Here is a 22091-nt window from a genome sequence, read left to right as displayed (position 1 = left end):
ATAGGATAAAAACACTAAATAAAATATAACTTTATCAACAAACAGTTAGTATATTTGTTAAGTAGACATATACTCAATCCCCAATTAATCCCGTTATGAAATTCGTCTCTTCTTCCGGCTCTCCCAACTCATTTGAATTAGCAATTTTAGGCTACGGTAAGGCTACTAAAACCTGGCGTGACCGTAACCGGCTACAATGCCGATTTTCAACTTTCTGGGGGCAAAAGGCCGATACCCAGTCGGCTCCTCTGCAAACATGGGAGGTCAAGCGTTTATTGGTTGGGTTACGTTCGCTCTGGACTAAAGCAACCAACCATGTTACCCTGACTTTCTCGGAACCCGGCTTGAGTATGGAGGCAAAGGCTCTATCTGATGATAACTATTGCCTGCAAATTCAGTTGGATCATTCCCTAACACCCTCCTGGCATACGTACCCTGATTTTCCAATGGAAATGGATATCCATTTAAATAGAAATCAGCTCCAGGAAGCCATTCAGGAGCTATCGGGCCAAATAGATACCTACCCCGAAAGATAAATACTTTCACAAATCGCTTAGCATGAATTCAACCCTATCTGATCGGGTAAACACAATTCATGCTAAGCTGAAGCGTACCTATTGAGCGATTACTGATCCCTTATTTCTTGTTATAGTTATTTATTTAAAATACTGTAAATCAATAGTTTACTTTATTAAATTATCTGTACGCTTTTTAATTAGGCGTGTTTATTTGTTTTGCCAGCTTACGCTAAGGGCATATTATTGAGGAGACTATCTTATAGTTTGTAAATCATTCTTCCATTTATTATTATTTTTTCCCAAGATTATTTTTTGATAACATCAACCGTAATAACCATATTTGTAGCTACAGTAGATTTGTAGTCACACATAGTACTCAATCCGATTGCAAAGGAAAAATCATTGAATCCTCTTTAATAACAAAAACGACCCTATTATATGAAAGTCGTCAAGCGAAGAAATCGCCAGATGACCATGGAGCGAATTTTACGTGCCATGGGTGAAGTAATGGCCGAGCGAGGCACTGAAAAGGCTGGAATCAACGCCGTTGCTGAGCGCGCTGGCGTGAATAAAGTACTTATTTATCGCTACTTCGGTGGCTGGAACGGTCTGCTGGAAGCGTATGTCCATCGCGGGTTCTTCCTATCCATGTTCAACGATAAATTTCTGGAATCGGTACCGGATAATCTGGCCCCTGAAGCCCGAAGCAAAGCCTGGTCTGAATATACAATTCAGTTCATGCGTGAGTTTCGGAGCCGTAAGTCTTCGCAGGAATTGATTCGCTGGGAAATGTCGAATGGCGAAACCGAACTGGCCCGCCGATTAGCCGACTTCCGGGATCAGTCCTACAAGACGATGGTGAGCAAATTAGCCCCTTATTCTGATTTCGACCCTATTGCTATTACCAGCCTAATGGTGGCTGCTGTGACGCATCTGGTTCTCACCAGTAACCAACGCGACCATATCGGCGATATTGACCTTCGCTCCGATGCAGGTTGGGAACGGCTGGAAACGGCTATCCGCCGAATTTATTCCAGTTTGAATATTGCCCTTGAGCGTGAAAATGCCAAGACGGCGTAAGCAAAATTGTGAAGAATGTAGAGTGAAAAGTGAAGAATAATTTTTTATACCAGTCTTATTCTTCACTTTTCACTCTACATTCTTCACGTATTCATCAACTCTTCAATCGCTTCGGCTTCGAGGGGAATGTTGGCCATGAGGTCAATGTTTCCAGACTCTGTTAGTACAACGTTGTTTTCCAGCCGGATACCCAGTTTCTCTTTGGGAATATAAATACCAGGTTCAACGGTAAAGACCATACCGGGTTCCATTTTCCGGTATTTGTTGCCTACGTCATGCACATCAAGTCCCAGAAAGTGCGATGTACCATGCATGAAGTACTTTTTGTATAAAGGCGCATCAGGGTCCTGTTTATCCACGTCAGCCCGATCCAATAAGCCTAAGCCGATCAGCTCGGACTCCATTACCTTACCCACTTCCTTGTGATAGTCATCCCAGAGGTTACCGGGCCGGAGCATTTGGGTAGCCTCTTTCATTACCCGTAATACAGCATCATACACAGCGCGCTGACGTTCAGTAAATCGTCCGTTAACAGGGACGGACCGGGTCATATCCGCATTGTAGTTTGCATACTCCGCGCCAATATCGAGTAGTATCACATCTCCATCCTGACACTGTTGACTATTGTCGATATAGTGCAATACGCAGGCGTTAGCCCCCGAAGCAATAATTGGACTATAGGCTGCTCCCCGAGAGCGATTTTTGATGAACTCATGCATCATCTCAGCCTCAATTTCATACTCCCAAACACCCGGCTTGATAAAACCAAGCAGTCGCCTAAACATCTTATCGGTAATGTCGATGGCGGTTTGAATAAGCGGGAGTTCCTGTGGTTGTTTGATGGCTCTGAGGTAATGCATCAACGGAGCAAGCCGTTCCAGCTTATGAAGCGGATATTTTTGTCGGAATTCGTCGATATACCGGGCGTCTCGCGTCTGCACCTGTACGCCAGCGCGAGTATGCTCATTGGTGTTCAGATAGATATGTTCTGCCTCGAAGACCATTTGCATAAATACCTGCTCAAACTGGTGAGTCCAGTAAATTTGCTTCTGAGATATACCCGTTACCAGTTCGGCTTCTGCTTTGGTCAGTTTGTGCCCTTCCCAGATTTCAATAAGCTCGCTGGTTTCACGTAGAAATAAGGCTTCGCGAAATTTTGGATCAGGGTGATCGGGAAATAACACCAGACAGGTTTCTTCCTGATCGACACCCGTTAGGTAAAAGAGGTCGTTATTTTGCCGGAACGTCATCGTGCCATCGGCATTAGTTGGCATAATGTCGTTTGCATTTACGACAACTAATGATTTTGTTTTCAGCAGATTAGCAAGTCGCTGGCGATTGTGAATGAAAAGCTGATTATCGATGGGTAAATAACGCATACGGAAGACCGTTGAGGCTGAATTTCTGATTATTTTTGCAAAGAAACTCAAAACCCAGAATACTTTCTGCGTGTTTTCATGTTTCTACCTAAACGACTCATGACACTTCGTCTTACTGTATTTCTCTGCCTGTTAACTTCGGTGCTACAGGCCCAGCCTAACGTGGACCGGCCTGGCGCTGCCCGACCAAGCGTGGCCCGACCCGATGCACCTAAATACTGGATTTTACTTCGGGATAAAGATCAGGCATCTGCACCAGCATTGTCGCAACAATCAATTACCCAACGGCAACAACAGAATCTACCGTTAGATGAAACGGACCAACCTGTTTCCGCAGCTTATCTAACTCAGTTCAACCAGGCAGGGATACATCCCATATGCCAGTCGCGCTGGCTTAATGCAGTGTCGGCTCGCTTAACAACCGAACAGCAGATACGCGTTCTTGCCATGCCCTGTGTGAAAGGCATTCAGCCTATTGATCCAGCCATCGTAATTACGTCGATCAACTTGCCCGCTAATCCGCAAATGGCACCGGTTATGACGCAGATACAGGCACCCGACTTTGCGCAGGCAGGCCTGACAGGTCGGTTTGTGAATATTGGTGTTATTGATGCCGGTTTTTTTGGGGCTGATTCGGCCAATGCACTCAAGCATGTATTTGCACGCCAGGGCGTTAAACGCGTACGTGATTACGTGAACGAGAAAAAGACGCATGATAACCTCTTTCGTACGCTCGAAACCATGTCCGATTTTCATGGCACAGAGGTAATGGCCGCCATTGCCGGTAATGATCCGCTGGAAAATATCCAGTTTGGCCTAGCCACCGATGCTACTTTTTACTTAGCCCGAACCGATCAGGGAAATCGCGAATACCGGGGTGAAGAAGATAACTGGGTGGCCGCTATGGAATGGATGGACAGTCTCGGTGTCCGGCTTATCAATACATCGCTGGGTTATGCCAAGGGCATGAGTAACCCCAAAGAAAATTATGAACCCAGTCAGATGGACGGCCATACAAGCCTCATCAGCCGGGCCGCACAGATTGCCGCCGACAAAAAAGGGATTTTGATTATTGTGTCTGCGGGCAACGAAGGCGATGACCGCTCGTGGCGAATCATCAGCACACCAGCTGATGCACAGGGCGTTATGGCCATTGGAGCCACAAATTCAAGACTTTGGAACCGGATCGGCTATAGCAGCATTGGGCCCGAAAATCTCCCCTACCTAAAACCGAATGTTTCCTGCTTTTCACTTTACGGCACCTCTCTTTCAGCACCAGTCATTACGGGCTTTGCGGCCTGTATCATGCAAGCTAACCCGAAGCTAACCAATAAACAGGTGATGGAGATTATCGAAAAATCATCCCATTTGTACCCATACGGTAATAACTACGTTGGTTATGGGGTTCCGCAGGCTTCGCGAGCGTTAGCGTTGCTCCGGAATAAGGATTTGGCTGGAACTGTTCGATCGGTAAAGGCTACAGGGAAAACACTTACATTACCCATTGAGACAACGGAGTCCATCGTTTCGGTATTTCATAAGAAAGACGCAACGCATGTGTTGCAGCAGGAAGCGACTAAAGTGACCAATGGCAAACTGGTTCTCCGTCGGTCGGCTGATGAAAAACAGACGACAGTCGATTTGAAAAAAGAGGTGATCGAGGTAGTTTGGGAGTAACAGGTCAATGAAAAATGGATAATGTAAAATGGACAATAATCAATGGATACCCATACTGCATTAGTCATTATGAAGAAAAATTAATTTTCGTTTCAGTCCGAGCTTATATGGCGATCCTAGATTTGCTTCCGTAATCAACAGTAAACAACAAATTGACTATGGAAACGAACACAAAATTAATTGCCATTGCCGTACTCACAGCTACCCTAGCCACTCCCTTTGCACGTGCACAACAAGTAGCTGGTCCTGGTGAACCCGTCTTAGGTGTTGCTATGAATGCGCCCGGCAGTGAACATCCAGAGCCTCCTCAACCCGGCGGACCCGGTCCCCGACACGGCAGGCATGGCGGTGGCCCTGGTGCCCCCGGCCGACCACAAGGACTACAGGGAGGGCCGCAAGGCAGCTTTCATCAACAGGGACTCACCTCACTGACTACCGTTTCGGGTACGGTTGGGCAATGGGTTGGTAATGACGATGCTATCCTGGATGGCTTTCTGTTAACAGGCAATACGGGTACAACAACAGTAAAATTTCCTGCTCATTTGGGGCAACAGGTCCAAAAAGCAATCAAGTCGGGTAGCAGCGTGAGCGTTACGGGCTATTCTGAAACCACGCCAACGGGTGAAACTCGCTTTCGGATGAATAGCCTGACGGCGGGTAAAACAACTGTACTGGACGCCCCTCCTGCTCAACCTACCACACCACCCGAAACACCTGCCTTAGCTACAGCTACCGGAAAAATCGCCGATTACCGGCTAGATAAAGGTGGGCGTGTGAACGGTTTAGTGCTGGACGATAAAACGATTGTCAGCATTCCACCGCACGTAGCCTATCAGCTCACCGATCTGGCCAAGAAAGGCAGTACGATTACCGTACAGGGTTACCCAAAAAGTTTGCGTGACGGTCAGGTGCAACTGGAAAAAATCAATATTCTCCGGGCATCGGTACTGACGATCAACGGACAGCAGTATTTAGTTCGCTAACTTAATGGTGAAAGAGTGAATGAGTGAAAGTGCGAAAATTACTGGACAGTTTTGTTCGCTCTTTCACTCATTCGCCCTTTCACTCTTTTATTCTCGTGAAAATCCTAGTTATCGAAGATGAGCGCAAACTAGCCCGGTTTATCAAACAGGGGTTGGAGCAACATGGTCATGTAGCCGACCTGACCCACTCAGGTTCCGAAGGACTCGACTTTCTGGCCGGAGGGCTTTATGATCTGGTTCTCCTTGATCTGATGTTACCGGGCCAAACGGGTTTCGAGCTGTTACAAAATCTTCGGGCATTCGGATTAAGCGTCCCGGTAATTATTCTATCGGCTCTGAGTGATCCGGATAAAGTGGTGCATGGACTGGACCTGGGCGCTGTCGACTACATCCGAAAACCGTTCGATTTTAATGAGCTATTAGCGCGAATTCGCGTTTTACAGCGACGCACAACGACCAGCGATAACGTGGTATTACGCGTAGCAGATCTGGAAATGCGGCTCGTTTCGCACGAGGTGGTCAAAAATGGATCGACGCTTGACTTAACCAATCGGGAGTTTTCGTTACTCGAATTATTGATGCGCCGGGCTGGGCAGTTGGTCACCAAAAATGAAATTGCCGAAAAAGTCTGGGCTGTCGATTACGATATGGGCAGTAACGTGATTGAAGTACACATTTATCAGCTCCGAAAAAAACTGGATGCCATCGGTAAAAGCGGTCTCATTGAAACACTTATTGGCCGCGGATATCGGTGCAAAACAGCATGAGCCTGCGCAGCCGTATTGTACTGGCCGTTACGGCGGTGTTTGCAGGGGTGAGTCTCTTGGCGGGTTGGCTCATGCTCAATCGTGCCGAACGAAGTCTGCAAATCGCTTTTGATCGGGCTGCCCAAACAAGAGCTGAGTGGCTACTATCGCTTGTTAGTGTTGACCCTGTTGTACTTCCCTTACCCACCGATCGGGAACGGATGCAGGTAATTTATCGAACCTACGGGCATGCTCGTGAGCTATTCCGAAGTCCGGGATTTCCGAATAGTTTTGGCAAAGGCCAACGCAGGGCTCCCCACCGTTTCTCGTATCGGTCTGTTACAGCACAAACCTCCAGCGACCAACTTTCGGACGGTCAGCTTCTATTGACGCTAACCGTACCAGACGCCAGTTTACGGCAGGATATCAACCAGCTTCGATGGCTGTTTGGCATAGGCTGGTTACTAAGTTTAGTGATGGCATTTGGCGCTGGGTACGGCGCAGCAGGTTGGTTATTACGCCCCATACAATCCATTATCAATCAAGCCAATACGATTAGCAAAGCAGCCGATAGCAGTCGAATCACGTTACCTAAATCCCAGGACGAACTTTATCAACTAACCGATACACTGAATCGGATGCTGGCCCGAATTCGGGAACATGTTGAGTTGCAGCAAAATTTCTTTGGGGCAGCTGCGCATGAACTACGCACGCCATTAACCGTTATGAAAACCGGGCTTGAAGTAACCCTCAATAATGAGCAGGTCGACCCAGGGACAAAATCATTCCTGACCGGTCAACTGGATGAGGTGAGCCGTCTGGCTCGCTTACTGGATGAGTTTTTAACCCTTAGCCGCCCTGATGAATCGACTCAACCACTTACTATCGCCGAAATCAATCTACCCGTTTTAGTTAAAAATTGCGTAGCCCAATTAGCAACCGTAGCCGCTGATTATGAAGTAACAATACGTACGGATACCGATAAATTGGCTGGAGAAACAGCCCGAACCGATAGGGTTAAGCTAGAGCATATTCTACTCAACCTAATCGAAAATGCCATTAAATATGCCGTACCAGGTAGTATAGTTCTTGTTCAGGTTCGCTACTCAGGCAAGTGGCAAATACAGGTACAGAACCAGACCGTTCGCGCAACGGGGCCCACCCTTGATTTAATGCAGCCCTATTTTCAGGCTGACCCACTCAAAGAAGGCCATGGGTTGGGGCTTTGGATCAGCCATCGGTTAACAACAATGCTCAATGGTGAGTTACATCTTGACTGGCGGGAATTTACATTCACCAGCCTACTTTCCCTGCCTTAAATCAAAACTAAACTGAAGTCAAAATCAATCAACGTATCGAATGAAAGGTGTTTACTGTGTATTGCTGCTTACCCTATCGAATATTTTCATGACACTGGCCTGGTATGGCCATCTTCAGGTTAAACAATACCCCATGCTGGCCAAGCTTTCCTTATTCGGCGTAATTATGTTGAGTTGGGGGCTGGCATTTTTCGAGTACATTTTTCAGGTTCCCGCCAATCGAATCGGCTCTGATGAAACCGGGGGGCCTTTCTCACTTTTCCAGCTAAAAACCGTCCAGGAAGCGGTTTCACTAACGGTTTTCACACTCATCACCGTATTTGTTTTCAAAACGGATAAACTGGCCTGGAATCACCTCGTTGGCTTCGTTTTTCTGGTGATTGCGGTGTTTTTCATCTTTAAAAAATGGTAGATACGGCCCAACAAGCCGATACGCGTCAGCCAACGGCAACAAGTCTGAACGCCCTCGACTGGGCTAATTTTTTTCTGGCCGATGTGCGCGATGGGCTTGGGCCTTATTTAGCCATCTACCTCTTAACCTCACGCCATTGGCACGCCCAGAACATAGGCCTGGCCATGTCGGTGATGGGAATAGCCACGGTCATTGCGCAAACACCAGCGGGTATATTCGTTGATCAAACCAAAAAAAAGCGGCTATTTTCAATTGTTGCCTCCCTGTTAATTGCCACTGCATCCCTACTAACCATCTCGCTGCCAACCTTTGGCGTTATTCTGGGCGGACAGGCTATGATGGGGGTAGCAGCCGCCTGGTTTACCCCTGCCATTGCGGCTATTACACTCGGCCTGGTTGGGCATCAGGCGCTGGACAGGCGAGTGGGTCGTAACGAAACCTTCAATCATGCAGGGAATGTGTTTGCGGCTGTACTAGCAGGTTTAATCGGTTATTACGTTCGTAGCGAAGGCATTTTCGTGCTATTAGCCGTTATGTCGCTCCTGAGTAGCGTAGCCGTCTGGCGCATTCGCGAAGATGACATTGACCACGAATTGGCAAGGGGCGATGGGAAAAGCGAGGTCAGAAAAGGCGACGAGCCGTCTGGCTGGCGGGCAATCGGAAGCAATCGGGCCATTTTATTTTTCGCGTTAGCCTGTGTGCTGTTCCATTTCGCCAATGCCGCCATGCTGCCCCTGCTGGGTCAGCGATTAGCAAACGGTATTGATGCGGGAACATCCTCGGCCTATATGTCGGCCTGTATCATTGTTGCTCAGGTTGTCATGATACCCGTGAGTAACGTAACCGGTCGGTTGGCCCCGAAAGGTCGTAAACGGCTGTTGCTGATTGGGTTTGCCGTATTACCAATCCGGGGGCTACTGTATACGCTTACAAACGACCCTATTCTGTTGGTCACTATCCAGATACTGGATGGCGTTGGCGCTGGAATTTTTGGTGTATTGTCGATCTTAATCGTATCCGATCTAACCAAGGGCAGCGGCTTATTCAACACCACGCAGGGAGCTATAGCAACCGCCATTGGGTTGGGTGCATCACTAAGTAATGCCTTTGCCGGGGTAATTGTGCAACGGTCAGGCTATAACACCGCTTTTCTTACCCTAACGGGCATTGCAGTAGGTGCTTTAGCTATTTTATGGTTTTTTGTTCCCGAAACGAAGCGATGAGGTTGTCAACTTACAGATACTGACCTTTACTCAGGTAGTTTGTTACATAATCGGCGATACCATCTTCGAGGGAGTGAAAATGCTTTTCATACCCAATTGAACGAAGTTTAGACATATTCGCTTGGGTGAAGTACTGGTATTTGTCGCGGATATCGACTGGCGTATCAACAAAGTCAATCTGGGGTTCCAGATCCAGTGCGTAAAATGTATTTTTGGCCAGATCGAGGAATGTACGCGCCTTGCCACTGCCCAGGTTATAGATGCCGGAGTTGCGCCGGTGATGCATCAGGAACGAGCAAACCTCTATCACGTCCTTCACGTAAACGAAATCACGCATTTGTTCCCCGTCTGCAAAGTCGGGATTGTGCGACCGGAACAACTTCATTTGTCCCGATTTTTCAATCTGGTGGTAGGCATGAAATATCACAGATGCCATCCGGCCTTTGTGGTATTCATTCGGCCCGTATACGTTGAAGAACTTCAGCCCCGCCCAGAAGAACGGCTTGCGCTCCTGTTCCAGCGCCCAGATGTCGAACTCATTTTTTGAGTCACCATACGGGTTCAATGGTTTCAATTGCGGAATCAGCGACTCATTGTCATCGTAGCCCAATTCGCCGAGACCATAGGTAGCAGCCGATGATGCGTACACAAGTGGGATTTGGTACTCAATGCAACGATTCCAGATTTGTTTGGAATACTCAACGTTCAGATGCTCAAAAATCTGACGATCAAACTCCGTTGTATCGGTACGGGCACCGATGTGAAAAATAAACTCAACTTCCTGATAATTCTGGTCGAGCCAGTCAAAAAAATCTTCCCGATCTACTCGTTCCTGGATTCGTTTTCCGACCAAATTTGCCTCTTTTTCGGGGTACGAAAAATCATCAACCGCAATAATGAAATTGAAGTTTTCCTGATTCAACTTGCTGATTAAACAGCTTCCGATAAAGCCGGCTGCTCCCGTAACGATAATCATAAAGTGGTAGTCGTAAACGTGTTCGTAGTGATAATTAGGTATCTATCAGCGTGATTGAAGCAAAAACGCCCGTAAAGATACATGTTTTATATTGGACTATAGAATAGCAGATTTAATGATTAAATTGTACTTTTCCACTAACGGTCATATTGACACTTCTAGCGTTATCTGCTTGGAGGTGCCACTTTTATAGCGCCCAAACAGTTCGTACCTTTGCACTTTATTTTCAAATCGGCGTTTCTGGCAACCGCCCCATCTAAACCAGAAAATGGTCTATATTAACAGAATTGAGCATTTCAACGCGGCCCACCGGCTCTATAATCCAGCCTGGTCGGAAGAGCGAAACAAGGAGGTTTTTGGTCCCTGTGCCAACATAAACTGGCATGGCCATAACTTTGAATTAATTGTAACGGTCAAAGGTGAGCCTTCGCCCGACACTGGTTTTGTGATTGACCTCAAATTATTGGGCGACATCATCAAACGGGAAGTTATCGAGAAAGTGGATCATAAAAACCTGAATCTGGATGTCGATTTTATGCAGGGAAAAATGGCCAGCTGCGAAATCTTCGTCATGGAAATCTGGAAGATCCTCGAACGGGCTCTCGAACCCATTACCGATGCACACCTTCACCAGCTTCGTCTGATTGAAACCCCGAAGAATTTTGTCGATTATTTTGGGGAGTAATTATTAATTGTCATTAGTGGTCATGAATTGTTATGAATAGCCATTTATCGTTTTTGACAATTAATGACCACTAATGATTACTAATGACAATTAATGACCTACTATTTAATTGCTGGCGAACGTTCCGGCGACCTTCACGGTGCGAATCTGATCCGGGGCATTCGTCAGTACGATCCGGCGGCAAACTGTCGGGCATATGGCGGTGAGCAAATGGAAGCTGCCGGGGCTGTGCTGGTGCGTCATTATCGCGAGATGGCGTTCATGGGATTTCTGGAGGTAGTTAAAAATCTCGGTACTATTCGCCGGATATTGCACGAGTGCCAGGCTGACCTGCTTGCTCACCGACCCGACGCGCTTATTCTGATCGACTATGCTGGTTTCAATCTTCGCATGGCGCGGTTTGCCAAACAGCACGGCATTCGGGTGTTTTACTATATCTCGCCAAAAGTCTGGGCCTGGAATCAACGTCGGGCACTGAAGATCAAAGCGAATGTAGACCGGTTATTTACAATTCTACCCTTCGAGACCGAGTTCTTCGCTACATACGATTACAAAGTCGATTATGTTGGTAATCCACTGCTCGATGCGCTGGCTGACTTCAAACCTGATCCTGCGTTTCGGGCTAAGTCAGGGTTAGGAGAACAACCCATTATTGCCCTGTTACCCGGTAGCCGCCATCAGGAAATTACGTCGATTCTGCCCATTATGCTACAGACCACCCGACAGTTTCCAGACTATCAATTTGTGGTTGGTACGGTAAGCAATCTTCCCGATAAACTGTATTCCGATTTGTTGGCCGACTACCCAACCGTGAAACGAGTCGATGATGCGGCTTACGATTTGCTTCAGGTAGCTACAGCCGCCCTCGTTACATCAGGAACGGCCACACTCGAAACGGCCCTACTGAACATCCCACAGGTGGTTTGCTACAAAACAACGGGCATAAGCTATGCTATTGCCAAACGACTCATTGCCGTACCGTTTATCTCGCTCGTCAACCTGATTGCCGACCGAGAAGTGGTAAAGGAGCTGATTCAGAACGATCTTACACCAACTCGGGCAGCCCTGGAACTGAAAGCTATTTTACCGGGCAACCCGGGTCGAACTGTGCAACTGGCTGGTTATGCAAGTGTGCAGCAAAAAATGGGCGATCCAGGCGCATCCGAACGAGCAGGCCGGTTAATGGTCGAAGCACTACAAGAGAGCATCTGAGCTAAACCCCGCTGAATAATTATATCATTAAAATATGATATAAACTATATTGATTTCATTCCCGTTGGCGTTGACTCAGACCACACTTAAGTCGTTCAATGCCTTTTATACTCTTCCCAATCCGCATCTATAGGAGTATACTATTCTTATTTTTAGCCCTATTATTTATCACATTTAGTTACAGAGCCTCCTATTTTGATGAAGCCTGGTTTGCAGAACAATCCTTTTGGTTCATACGAGATGGTCAGGTACGGTCAGAGCTATTTCGTGGCTATAATGGCTGGGAAACTAGTCTGTATGTCTTTCATAAACTGTTTGTGTATGCGGAAGCGCTGGTGATGTCGATCACGGGTATTTCCGTTGCTTCCAGTAAACTAGTCAGCATATTCTTTGGCCTATTAGGCGGGTATTTAGTTTGGCAACACGGCCAGAAGTCGTCGCGGGAGCAGCAGTGGTTGTCGGTACTTCTGTATTTTGGATGTGGTACGCTAATTCGGTATATATCGGTTAACCGGCCCGAAGCGATGTGTATGACGCTTGGGTTTGCGTCTTATCTATGCCTGGACCCACCCAATGCATCATCACGACCGAAACCCATCCTTGCGGGTATATTAGCGGGCTTAGCGGCCTTAACGCATCTCAACGGTCTGATCTATTTGTTAGCTGGCGCTAGCTGGCTTTATCTGAAAACAGGCTGGCGACCAACTAGTAGGTTTGCCATAGTGGGTGCACTAACCCTAAGTTTATATGGCCTGGATGCCTTTTTGGATGGAAATCTGGCGATGTTAGTCAAACAGTTTCTTTACGATCCTGCTACCCAGCAAAACCTGCACCTGAGCGATAAGCTTTCTGTTCTGGCTGATTATCACCGAATCTTTTTCTACGGTCAGAATGAGATTGCCTTAACGGCACTCGCTATCCTTTGTGGGATTGCATTCAGACACTACCTCAACCTAACGCAGCCTATTTTTCTGTATACCCTCTTATTGATTGGCTCATTCTGGCTGCTCACTAAGAGTATCACAGATATTTACTTTCTGTTATTTATTCCCTGGCTCGCTATACTGACCGCCCATTGGTTAACAAGCTATCTGCCTGCGCAACCCATCTGGCAGAAGAAAGCAGCCAGAATCCTCCTGATTCTCTACGGGCTTATTGCTGGTTTACAGTTCGTTAATGTTTTAACCGAAAATAAGAACGCGCTTCATACGGAGGCACATAATGCCTTACTAGCCAATCACATGCCCAATAAGCATGCAAAAGTTATTGCCCCTCTCGAATTCTTCTTTGGCCAGATGGACAACTACAAAATTCTTGGGTTAACCTATTTTTACCTACTTGAACGAGAAAAGGGAAAAATTCCTCTCGATACGTTTTTTCGCCAGGCAGACCAGGCGCGGGTAGAATACATCATTAGTGATCATCGGCTGAATGCGAGTTACGACATTCCCATTCATGCGCCCGCCCGAATAGGCGTTTATCAACGTATTTTTCAAGATAGCTGGAATACCATCTACGCCCGCCAACACAGGTAGGTATACCCTTATTTACCCATCCACTGCTTAAAATCGCTTACTTTCTCACGACTTACAAGCGCTTCTTTGTCGAACACGGGCTTGAGGCTAAGAGCCAGCCGATTGCCGAAATAAGGTTGTATCTGGTCTACAGTTTGATGGGTGACAATGACTCCCCGGTTGATTCGGAAAAAGCGGCCCGGATCCAGGGCATCGGCAATTTCATCCAGTGTATAATCAACCAGAAACTTCTGCCCCGTGTGCATGGCGAAAAAACTGTACCGATCTTCGGTATAGAAATAAGCGATCTCTCCTACTTCGACCGATAGCATCCGCTGGCCCTGACGTACCAGAAATCGCTGACGATAATCTCGGGGTGACTGGCTCTGAAGCTGTTGCAGCAGCTTTTCGATATTGAGGCTAGGGACATTGCCCGACTGACTCCGCAGATCCTCATATTTTTGCAGGCTTCGCTGTAAGTCGTCTCGCTGGATGGGTTTTAGCAGATAGTCTATGCTGTTTACCTTGAATGCCTGAAGGGCATATTCATCGTAGGAGGTTGTAAAAATTACGGTACTACGTACGGTGGTTCGCTCAAAAATCTCGAAACTTTGTCCATCAGCTAATTCAATATCCAGGAAAATCAGGTCAGGGTCTGGCTGTCCTTTTGCCCGAAGACCCTCCAACCAGTCTACTGTATCTTCAATGCTGGCTGTTACCCCCAACACTTTTAAGGTGGGAGCTACTTCAGCCAATAATTTCTGAAGTTTGCGAACAGCTAATTCTTCATCCTCAACAATCAGAGCATTCATGCGGTTGCTTGTTTTTTTTCCAGTAGTGGTAATGTGACAGTAAAATAATCCGGCCCCGTTTCGATAGTGGGTGCCGGGCAGGCTAATAGCTCATATTTAGCCTGAATATTCGTTAGTCCAACCTGCGTAGACTCTAAAAGCACAGGCCCGGACCGGCTCGTTTTTTTCTGAAGGTTATTGCGCACCAGAAGGTAGCCCCGCTCGGTGGTCATAATGTCGATACATAAAGGGCGACTTGCCAGAATGACGTTGTGCTTAACAGCGTTTTCAACCAGTAGTTGCAACGTTAACGGTGGTAGCCGGTACGAGCGATAGTGGTCATCAATTTGTAGGTTGAGATGTAACCCATCGCCATGCCGGGTTTTCAACAGATGAAAATACGAGTCGATAAAGGCCAGTTCAGCCTCCAGTACAGTTAACTCATCACCGTCTTCTCCTTCTGCCGATCCCACTCCGAACAAATAGCCCGGTAGTAGGGTATTGGCCTGCCGGTCAGCCTTAACGGGCGAGTTGGGACGTCGGTTAGTCTGGAGCATATAGCGATAAACCCGTGCCATCTGATTCACAAACTGCTCCGCGCGCTGGGGCTCTTCGGCAATGAGTGATGAAAGAGAGTTCAGACTGTTGAACAGAAAGTGTGGGCTGACCTGACTTCTCAACCCCTGCAACTGGCCCCGTAAATTTTCTTTTTTAAGTTTTTCTTTATTCATCTGGTATTGCTGCCATCGAGACAGGGAGTAAGACGTCTCGTATATACCGATTAACAATACAATAGCAACCAGATCGAACGTGAATACCGATGGCACAGTTTGGTAGGTTAGTTGCGAACCAAAAGGCCGGAACCGAATGAAAAACCACGTATAGGCAAGCAAAAACAAACCCGATAACATAATGAATGCCAGGCCTGTACAACTCGCCCGAATCAGTGTCTGGCGTAATTCAGGATACCGATGAGCAATGGCATTGGCCGCCCAGTCGTGGAAAAGGAAGGCAATGGTTGATAGTAACCAGACAAAAATCGTTGCTCCACTAAACGTCTGCCAGGTATGCAGATAGGCGTCTCCAATGAGCAGGTAGGTAATGAGTGGAACAAACCAGGGCATGAGCGCAACATACGACCACCCTCCGCGTTTTGTCAGACGCAGCCAACGGCGAAAATGGTCAAAATAGCTCGTGTTCATCAGGTTTTATTTAGCAACTAATTCAGCGGATGGCATCGTAACGCATCCATGTTAAAGATAAGTGGAAGGCAATAAAATTAGTAAATCAACATGTGTCAACTGGCGAATGTATGGTATGAGTTGCCTAAAAAGGCAATTGGATTGTTGACCTAAGGCAGCCTGTTTCATAGCGCATTGGGCGGTAGCAATGGCAGTGTTACCCGGAAGTAGGCATCCGTGGTATCGACCATAATGGATTTTTCACTCAGTAATCGGTATTTAGCGGTCAGGCTACCCAGCCCTGCCCCATCCGTTTCCAGACGAATTGCTTTCGGCTGCTGGTTATTCGTTACAACGACCCAGCCATCAGGCATAATCTCAATCGAAAGAACCAACGGTTTCGCTCCAGACATGCTATTGTATTTAATGGCGTTGTCGACCAAGGTGAGTAAACTGAGCGTTGGCAATACATAGGTTGCCAACGAACTACCAGCTATGGCAGGTAACGTAATGTCAAGGCTTTTACCATAACGCATCGTCAATAAGTCGGTGTACGAGCGTATAAAGTCAAGTTCTGCCTGTAGCGTCGTTACGTCTCCCGAACTCTTACCCAATACAGCATCGCCCCGCCGATCAGGCTGTAGCATATACCGGTAAACAATGGCCAGTTTATCAACAAACTGCTCGGCCAGCTTTGGCTCCTCTCCGATAAGTATTGAGAGTGAATTGAGCGCATTGAACAAGAAGTGGGGATTTAACTGACCTTTTAATGCATCGTACTGATTTTGCAGGGATGCGCGCTCTAACTGTTCACTTTCCGTCATGTCCTGTTTCCAACGGGCATACGCATAAAACAAGCCCAGGGCCATGCACAGAAAAACATCGAAAATAAGCCCTAATACCCAGATCGGGCGGACGGCGGCCCAACTGAATTGAACACCGGTTGCGGGTAGTAGACTATACACCCAAACATCGAAGATGGCTAAGCCAACCGTTAAACTGCCTACGGCGGTTAGCATAACCACTGTACGGAGCAGGGTCTGGCTCGCATCGGGATAACGCCGAATGGCCCACCAAACCGTTAGCGTCAGTGTAACAATCGACAACCAATATAAACCAAATACCACCACAGTTCCGACGCCAAACTTTATGGGGTCGGTAAAGTAGGATGGGCCAATGAAGTAATAATTGCCAAGTGGAAACAGGATGGGCATCATCAGCAGATGATACCACCATTCGTACTTGGAAAAAAAACTAGGTCGACGGATAAGCACGGTACGTAAACGCAAACGACCAGCACTAGAGATGCTGGAGAGCGAATAGCCGAAAATGGCAGATTTGACGCTAACCAGTAGGTGAGGGCTACATAGACTGTAGAAAACGGTGTATGAATTGAGAAAAACGGTGTATGAATTGTAAACCCTATTCGCTTTTCCAAACGAAAGGATAAAAGCTACTCCAGTTCATGGATTTAATTGAGCCAAAAATGGCTGACTTCGTATCGTTCATGGAACGATACGAAGTCAGCCATCTGGAATGCCCGTCAGAAGGTTTTATCCTATTTGGTAGCCGTCAGAGTAAAGGATGTGCCTGCTTCATCTTCGCCCTCTATGCTGACCTTGCTACCATTCACTTTGGCGATTACATTCCCTTGATAGCGTAGCTCAACGTTGCCATTGCTAGCTTCCGTTACCGATACACCCTCAGCCGCATCATCGGCAAACGTCTCGTTGGTTGTTTTGTTGATAATAGCCAGTTGAATTGAAACCGTAGTTGCCGTTTGCCGACCCAGTGTTATAGTACCCTTCAGGTTAGTATCGCTGGCAGGGTAGGTTTTACCCCCAGTCGTAAGCTCAGAATACGTATATGTCCCGGCGACACGAGCAGCCAGATCAGGAGCCGGAGCAACCTCATTTCCTTTTTTACAGGACGTCAGCGAAGCGATAAACAGTACTACCAGGAAAGCGGGAAAGCGGAAAGTTAATCGTGTTTTCATTGTATTTGATGTTGTTTGGTAAAAGATGGAAGGTTCTTGACCGGATATTGCCGGTTTGGTGATACAAATTTGGGTGGTGCACTTCCGTCAATGAAGTATGCCTTGTACCAACTGCCAAAAGAGAGGTTTCAACTGGAAGAACTACCGAATGAAGTGGAAGCGGTAAGTTGCCAGGTAGACGTATGCTGCATAACCCAAACAAGCAGTTTATACTAAAAGGCTGATAAAGCCGAACAAGATAGCAAGATGAATAGGGGGATCTGATTCATGAATAGATTCGCTCAATTGATGACAGAAAAGCTACAGTTCGGACGTATACTGTTTTCAATGAGGCTTTTGGACACTTCAATTTTGGGGAAACGAAACGTTGCTTCCTCTTATGAAACCAGGAAACCATTCAATTCTGATAGTCAGCCTGATTGGGCTATTGCTACTTCTTGTTACGCAGAGCATGGCTCAATCGGCGGAAAAAAAAATACATGTTGGACTAAAAGCCGGAGCTAACTTCTCACAGCTTGACAACCTGAGTTTCTCGACACCCAGGCTGATGGAAAATGGGCTACCCGTATTATCGGGAGGCCATGTTGTGTACGATTTCTTCGAGCAGAATCAGTCGCGCTCAACAGGAATCGTGGGTGGTGTATTCGTTCGGTTCGGAAATCGTTTTTTCATTCAGCCAGAACTGCTCCTATCTTCTAAAGGAGGGCAATTCGATATTATCCGGCAAGGGCTGGAAACACAATCTGTTCGTGTTCGGGTAACAACGTTCGATCTTCCTCTGCTGATAGGCGTCAAACTTGGGCCGTTACGAATTAATGTCGGGCCCGTGGTTTCACTACCTCTTTCGGAAACAAACAGCCTGTCTGACTCCTTCCAGCGCTATGCCGCCCAGTCACTAAGTCAAACAGCGAAACAGGCTGTATACGGTTATCAGGCTGGCATTGGTGTTAACCTGGGAGGTATTCAGCTTGACTTGCGACAGGAGGGCAGCCTACACACGATTTTCCCCGTTACCTTGAAAGACCCAGCCAACGATAGTCGGTTTTCGTCAAAAACAAACGTGTGGCAGCTCACAGCAGGCTTCAGCTTTTAACACGCGACACTCTTTACATCCATAACCCAACCCCAATGAATCATAAAATTTTAGGTCTACTAGGCCTGATTGGCGCACCAACTCTGGGAGTTGGTATGTATCTCGAATCAATACACCACCCATTGGCTTCCAGTTGGTTTGTTAAAACCTGGGGGCTCCTGTACATAAGCGGCTGGCTGTCTAGTATGGAAGGGTTACGCAGGCTGGAAGCTACCGGTTCCGACCGATTTGGAAAAACCATTATCCGGGTTGTTCTGGTTACACTCTGCTTAGCGAATGTGTATAACGTGTGGGAAATGATTGATCCGAAATCCACGTCAATCCTATACTTTATTGTCGACATGAACTGGCCGCTAAGCAACCTATTGATGGTAGCTGTGGGGATTGCCGTTTTGCGGGCAAGGCGCTTATATGGCTGGCAGCGTTGGATACCCCTTTTCATGGGTTTCTGGTTGCCATTGGCTTTTTCGCTCTCAAAACTAGTTGGTTTAACCAGTTCCGTTATGCTCATTAGTGGCGCCTATTCCGCATTGGCCTGGTCGCTGCTGGCGATTACAGTACTAACGACTCGCGTGACTGAGCCACGAGCTAGCGGGCTATCAAATTTATTCGGTTCGTAAGCTTTTGACGGGGTTCATCAGAGCTGCTTTAATGGCTTGATAACTGACGGTCAGGATAGCAACAGTGGTAGCCAGTCCGCCCGCCAGGACAAAGATCCACCAGGATATGTCAATCCTGTAAGCAAAGTCTCCCAACCACTGGTTCATGATGTAGCCGGCAATAGGCGACGCAATTACCATGGCAATTAGAATTAATTTCAGGTAGTTGGTCAGTAACAGCTTGACAATGCCGGTGACAGATGCTCCCAGCACTTTTCGAACGCCAATTTCCTTGGTGCGCTGATGGGTTGTAAAAGCAGCAAGCCCCAATAAGCCCAGACAGGAAATTAACACGGCCAAACCAGCGAATACGCCAAACAGTTGGCCAATCCGCTGTTCAGACTGGTACAGGGTATTGAATCGCTCATTTAAAAATGAATACGCAAAAGGGTTGCCCGTCTCCGCCTTCCATCGCTGTTCGATGGAAGTTAAGAGCCTGGAAACATTGTCCGTCCGGATGCGTAAGGCCAGTTGAGAATTGTCTCCGCCATAGAACATGATTAACGGTGTAATGCGATGACGCATAGATTCGAAATGGAAGTCCTTAACCACGCCAATAACCGTATACGTATGTTTACTCGCTTCAGAACCGTCGCCCGTTATAGAAATCTGTTGACCAATGGGCGTCTTGAAGCCATACGCCCGAACGGCGGCTTCGTTAAGTAGCACTGATGAATGATCGGCGGGAAAAGCCTCCGAAAAATTGCGGCCCTGCGCCAGTTGCATCCCTAATGTAGACAGATAATCTTCGTCGATGAAATAGCTTTTCGTTGTGTAAGCGGCAGTTCTAGACCCATCCTTAATCAGAATACCATCCTGACTCTGTTTAGATGTTCCGGCCGGTAGAAAACCTGCCAGAGATATCTTGACGACGGATGACATCCTGGCTAGTTCAGCTTTAAAGGCATTTAATTTGGAGCCCAGTACGTGCGTATCGTGTAAGACCAGCACTTGCTCTTTGTCGAAGCCAACCTTCTTATCCTGCATGAAGCGCAACTGTTGGTTAGCAACGATTGTGGCGATAAGTATACCGATTGAAACAGTAAACTGACCGGTCACTAACGCATTGCGTAACCAACCGCTCCGCAAGCCACCCTCACTCTTGCCGTTAAGAACCGTAATGGGCTTGAACGAGGAAAGCACAAAGGCCGGGTAGCTACCGGCTAGCAGGCCAATTACCAGGCAGGTTACTACTGCGCCGGAGAGTAGCCATCCGTTAGCAATCTCACCGAGGGTAAACTGTTTCCCGGCCAATGCATTAAAGCCAGGCAATACCAGGAAAACGAGCCCCAGCGCCAGCAACAGTGCCAGTAAAGTTAGAAGGACAGATTCTGTCAGGAACTGACTGACCAACTGCGATTTAACAGAACCCATTACTTTGCGAACTCCTACCTCTTTAGCGCGTCCTGCCGATCCGGCGGTGGATAGGTTCATGAAATTGATGCAGGCCAGCAGGAGGATAAACAGCGCAATCACCGTAAAGATGTACACGTATTTAATATCGCCGTTGGCTTCCAATTCATCATCTAAATCGGAATATAAGTGAATGGTCGTTACGGGTTGAAAGCCAAAGCCAAGTCGATTACCTTTTTGCAGGAATTCGGGCAGGTCAATACCGAGGAACTCCTTGATTTCTGAGGCCATGTACTTACGCAGAAACCCCTGGCTTTGGGCTTCTACCTGCTGAATTGAGTAACCATCCCGAAGCAGCACATAGGTGTAGGCACCGCTGGCCAGCCATTTAACGCCCTGGTTAACGGACGGAAACGAGCCAAACAGATCGTAATGAAAGTGGGTGTTCGACGGAATGTCGGCACAAACACCGGTCACCCGAAAAACGCCCAGATTACCCACTGACAGCGTTTTCCCAATGGGATCTGCCTGACCAAAATACTTCCGGGCAGTTGTTTGTGTGAGAACCAGTGTTTTGGGGTCAACGAGTACGCTTGCCCTATGCCCTTTTATCAGAGGAATTGAGAAAATCGAGAAGAAATTTGAATCAACAAAGGCCACATGACCTTCTTTAAACGTTTCCTTTCCGTTTTTAACCAAAAAATCACCATCATCGCGTAGACGGGTAATGGCCTCCACGCCTGTGTAGTCACGCAGCAGAGCTGGTCCTGCCGGTTCGGCTGAATAGGCATAATTGATGTCTTTTTCACCCAATCGGGTATGTAGGGTCATCCGATATAGTCGCTCTGCATGGGAGTAGTAGCGGTCATAGCTCAGTTCGTGTAGCACGAAGAGGGCAATCAGCAGGCAGGTTGCCAGCCCCACAGCTAAGCCTATACTATTGATGGCTGTAAACGCTTTATGCCGCCATAGGTTGCGAAAAGCAATGGTTAGATAGTTTGAGAGCATGTCCATAAAAAAGGGTTTAGAATACGCATTATAATGGCTAGGGTTGAGTTTGGCCTTTCGTACATCGTTTTTTTGGCACCTGGCAAAGAAGGGGGTTAAACAATGCAGTACAGCCCAGACGTAGTCGCGTCGGGCACGGACCAGACCCACCTGAGCAACCTGCTTATAAAAGACTTCGTGTAAGTCACCCTGCACATACTCCAGCAGGTGGGGGGCCACAAACCATTCCAATATCCAGTCTGCCCAACGGGGCGGTTGTTGAGGTGAAAGATGCTTTCGAGTCATA

Annotated in this window: 20 protein-coding genes; 13 read left to right on the top strand and 7 right to left on the bottom strand. The window is 47.3% G+C overall.

Going from position 1 to position 22091, the window contains the following annotated elements; all coding sequences use genetic code 11:
* Window positions 1–95: 95 nt before the first annotated feature.
* Together ACYVGO_RS18605 and ACYVGO_RS18600 are read left to right on the top strand one after the other, a co-directional pair.
* Window positions 96–536 (top strand): WapI family immunity protein, encoded by a 441-nt coding sequence (locus ACYVGO_RS18605; protein ID WP_142775200.1) that lies wholly within the window; start codon window positions 96–98, stop codon window positions 534–536.
* A 420-nt stretch (window positions 537–956) separates the two neighbouring features.
* Window positions 957–1598 (top strand): TetR/AcrR family transcriptional regulator, encoded by a 642-nt coding sequence (locus tag ACYVGO_RS18600; protein ID WP_246859269.1) that lies wholly within the window; start codon window positions 957–959, stop codon window positions 1596–1598.
* 83 nt (window positions 1599–1681) lie between these two features.
* On the opposite strand, the gene ACYVGO_RS18595 is transcribed toward ACYVGO_RS18600, so the two are convergent.
* A complete protein-coding gene (locus ACYVGO_RS18595) occupies window positions 1682–2977 on the bottom strand; it encodes an aminopeptidase P family protein (protein ID WP_460970528.1) in 1296 nt (431 codons plus the stop codon).
* A 99-nt stretch (window positions 2978–3076) separates the two neighbouring features.
* Here ACYVGO_RS18595 and ACYVGO_RS18590 point away from each other — a divergent pair, with 99 nt between their 5' ends.
* The 6 genes from ACYVGO_RS18590 to ACYVGO_RS18565 all read left to right on the top strand — a co-directional run bounded on the left by ACYVGO_RS18590 (window position 3077) and on the right by ACYVGO_RS18565 (window position 9337).
* On the top strand, window positions 3077–4654 hold the full coding sequence (locus ACYVGO_RS18590) for a S8 family serine peptidase (RefSeq protein WP_460970527.1): 1578 nt from the start codon (window positions 3077–3079) through the stop codon (window positions 4652–4654).
* Window positions 4655–4812: 158 nt separating this feature from the next.
* Window positions 4813–5637 carry a hypothetical protein gene (locus tag ACYVGO_RS18585; RefSeq protein WP_460970526.1) on the top strand — a complete coding sequence of 275 codons (825 nt, stop codon included), beginning with the start codon at window positions 4813–4815 and terminating at the stop codon, window positions 5635–5637.
* Window positions 5638–5732: 95 nt separating this feature from the next.
* Window positions 5733–6404, top strand: coding sequence for a response regulator transcription factor (locus ACYVGO_RS18580; RefSeq protein WP_142775204.1), 672 nt, complete (start codon window positions 5733–5735; stop codon window positions 6402–6404).
* A complete protein-coding gene (locus ACYVGO_RS18575) occupies window positions 6401–7702 on the top strand; it encodes a sensor histidine kinase (RefSeq protein WP_460970525.1) in 1302 nt (433 codons plus the stop codon). The genes ACYVGO_RS18580 and ACYVGO_RS18575 overlap by 4 nt, the downstream gene beginning before the upstream one ends.
* 40 nt (window positions 7703–7742) lie before the next feature.
* Window positions 7743–8114 carry a DMT family protein gene (locus ACYVGO_RS18570; RefSeq protein ID WP_460970524.1) on the top strand — a complete coding sequence of 124 codons (372 nt, stop codon included), beginning with the start codon at window positions 7743–7745 and terminating at the stop codon, window positions 8112–8114.
* The gene (locus ACYVGO_RS18565) at window positions 8108–9337 is read left to right on the top strand and encodes an MFS transporter (protein ID WP_460970523.1); all 1230 of its coding nucleotides are present in this window, start codon (window positions 8108–8110) and stop codon (window positions 9335–9337) included. Before ACYVGO_RS18570 ends, ACYVGO_RS18565 begins: the two co-directional genes overlap by 7 nt.
* A gap of 10 nt (window positions 9338–9347) precedes the next feature.
* Here the strand turns inward: ACYVGO_RS18565 and rfaD are convergent, their stop codons facing one another.
* Window positions 9348–10313 (bottom strand): ADP-glyceromanno-heptose 6-epimerase, encoded by a 966-nt coding sequence (gene rfaD / locus ACYVGO_RS18560; protein ID WP_142775208.1) that lies wholly within the window; start codon window positions 10311–10313, stop codon window positions 9348–9350.
* Between the two features lie 268 nt (window positions 10314–10581).
* Between rfaD and ACYVGO_RS18555 the strand changes: the two genes are divergently transcribed.
* From ACYVGO_RS18555 to ACYVGO_RS18545, 3 genes are all read left to right on the top strand, one after another.
* Window positions 10582–10998, top strand: a complete 417-nt coding sequence (locus tag ACYVGO_RS18555; RefSeq protein ID WP_142775209.1) for a 6-pyruvoyl trahydropterin synthase family protein — start codon at window positions 10582–10584, stop codon at window positions 10996–10998.
* A gap of 93 nt (window positions 10999–11091) precedes the next feature.
* Window positions 11092–12210 carry a lipid-A-disaccharide synthase gene (gene lpxB / locus ACYVGO_RS18550; protein ID WP_460970522.1) on the top strand — a complete coding sequence of 373 codons (1119 nt, stop codon included), beginning with the start codon at window positions 11092–11094 and terminating at the stop codon, window positions 12208–12210.
* Between the two features lie 98 nt (window positions 12211–12308).
* Window positions 12309–13745, top strand: a complete 1437-nt coding sequence (locus tag ACYVGO_RS18545; RefSeq protein WP_460970521.1) for an ArnT family glycosyltransferase — start codon at window positions 12309–12311, stop codon at window positions 13743–13745.
* 8 nt (window positions 13746–13753) lie between these two features.
* On the opposite strand, the gene ACYVGO_RS18540 is transcribed toward ACYVGO_RS18545, so the two are convergent.
* From ACYVGO_RS18540 to ACYVGO_RS18525, 4 genes are all read right to left on the bottom strand, one after another.
* Window positions 13754–14536, bottom strand: coding sequence for a LytR/AlgR family response regulator transcription factor (locus ACYVGO_RS18540; RefSeq protein WP_142775212.1), 783 nt, complete (start codon window positions 14534–14536; stop codon window positions 13754–13756).
* Window positions 14533–15717 carry a sensor histidine kinase gene (locus tag ACYVGO_RS18535; protein ID WP_460970520.1) on the bottom strand — a complete coding sequence of 395 codons (1185 nt, stop codon included), beginning with the start codon at window positions 15715–15717 and terminating at the stop codon, window positions 14533–14535. The genes ACYVGO_RS18540 and ACYVGO_RS18535 overlap by 4 nt, the downstream gene beginning before the upstream one ends.
* A gap of 164 nt (window positions 15718–15881) precedes the next feature.
* The gene (locus ACYVGO_RS18530) at window positions 15882–16985 is read right to left on the bottom strand and encodes a sensor histidine kinase (protein WP_460970519.1); all 1104 of its coding nucleotides are present in this window, start codon (window positions 16983–16985) and stop codon (window positions 15882–15884) included.
* A 269-nt stretch (window positions 16986–17254) separates the two neighbouring features.
* Entirely contained in the window at window positions 17255–17692 is a 438-nt protein-coding gene (locus tag ACYVGO_RS18525; RefSeq protein WP_460970518.1) for a hypothetical protein, read from the bottom strand.
* Window positions 17693–18071: 379 nt separating this feature from the next.
* On the opposite strand from ACYVGO_RS18525, the gene ACYVGO_RS18520 reads away from it, so the two are divergent.
* A complete protein-coding gene (locus tag ACYVGO_RS18520) occupies window positions 18072–18785 on the top strand; it encodes a porin family protein (protein WP_460970517.1) in 714 nt (237 codons plus the stop codon).
* A gap of 35 nt (window positions 18786–18820) precedes the next feature.
* Window positions 18821–19405: a hypothetical protein gene (locus ACYVGO_RS18515; protein WP_460970516.1), complete on the top strand. Its 585-nt coding sequence runs from the start codon at window positions 18821–18823 to the stop codon at window positions 19403–19405.
* Here ACYVGO_RS18515 and ACYVGO_RS18510 read toward each other — a convergent pair.
* A complete protein-coding gene (locus tag ACYVGO_RS18510; RefSeq protein WP_460970515.1) occupies window positions 19391–22090 on the bottom strand; it encodes an ABC transporter permease in 2700 nt (899 codons plus the stop codon). The two genes, ACYVGO_RS18515 and ACYVGO_RS18510, sit on opposite strands and share 15 nt — an antisense overlap.
* Window position 22091 lies beyond the last annotated feature (1 nt).

Source organism: Spirosoma migulaei (assembly GCF_054776855.1).
Note: the sequence above shows the minus strand (reverse complement) of the source record. Positions and strands in the feature narration are given on the sequence as shown.